This is a genomic window from Hymenobacter sp. AT01-02 (assembly GCF_000961955.2).
GTDB lineage: Bacteria > Bacteroidota > Bacteroidia > Cytophagales > Hymenobacteraceae > Hymenobacter > Hymenobacter mucosus.
Window position 1 is genome coordinate 1 of sequence record NZ_JZIR02000208.1, and the last position, 975, is coordinate 975.

At 52.9% G+C, this 975-nt stretch carries 1 protein-coding gene and 1 pseudogene; both read right to left on the reverse strand.

The features are described from left to right. Window positions 1-339: pseudogene (locus VI25_RS22420) on the reverse strand (hypothetical protein); the annotation flags it as partial. Window positions 340-542: 203 nt separating this feature from the next. Next, the coding region (locus VI25_RS22425) for a thiamine pyrophosphate-dependent enzyme (RefSeq protein WP_055562932.1) at window positions 543-975 on the reverse strand (433 nt) is incomplete at its 5' end.

Consider the following 975-nt stretch of genomic DNA (forward strand, 5'->3'; position numbering starts at 1 on the left):
GGTCCAAGCCTCAAAGCGCAACTGCTCAATAGCCCGGTTCAGCACCTGGAAGTCGGCATCCGGATACTGATACGAGTTCATCAGCCACATTCCTTCCAACAGGTTTTCGCCGCCAGAATCGCGCCATACCCGCAGGCGCTGCTGCAACCCTTCGAATTGCAAATGGTGAATCAAATCCTCCAGGCGCTGCTGCTGCTGAGGATCAAGACTTTCCTCCCACGACTCTTCCAGGAACGGAATGATAGTTTCGCCCAGAGTCTGAATTTTCTCCTGAATCTGCGGGGCAACTTCAGGGTCGTCGAGCAGGGAGATGAGGGCTTTGATTTCTTTGTTAGTCAAGGGAACAGAACGCTTCGTAGGTGGGTCAGATTCGGCAAATTTAAAGGTAACCGGCGTGGTTTGCCCTCGCCTGTTGCCTTGCATTAACAGGCTAAATATGGTAGAACGTTCAATCTACAATACTGCACCTGGGTAAGTCAATGATATGACAGTGTACTATCATATATACCGTCGCCTGTCTAGCCAGCAACGATACAGAGGCACTAGCGCAACAAGTTAGTTTTTGCCAACTCTAGTATTTCGTCGCCCCGGCCGCTCATAATGGCTTTCAGTGTATAGAGGCTAAAGCCCTTCACCTGACTGGCTTCAATAGTAGGCGGCATGGATAGCTCGGCGCGCTTCACAACAGCATCGAGAATAACAGGCCCTGGATGCGCCAACATTTGAGCAATGGCGGCGGGCAAGTCGGCGGGGTTTTGCACACGGATGCCCCGCACGCCCGCCGCTTCGGCCAGTGCCGCAAAGTTGGGGTTTTCCAGTTCGGTGCCGTACTCTAAAATACCGGCCGCGCGCATTTCTAATTCTACAAAGCCTAGGCTATTGTTGTTGAAGATGACCACTTTCACGGGCGCCTTCAATTGCTTTAGCGTCAGCAGCTCGCCCATGAGCATGGCAAAGCCCCCGTCACCCGCCATG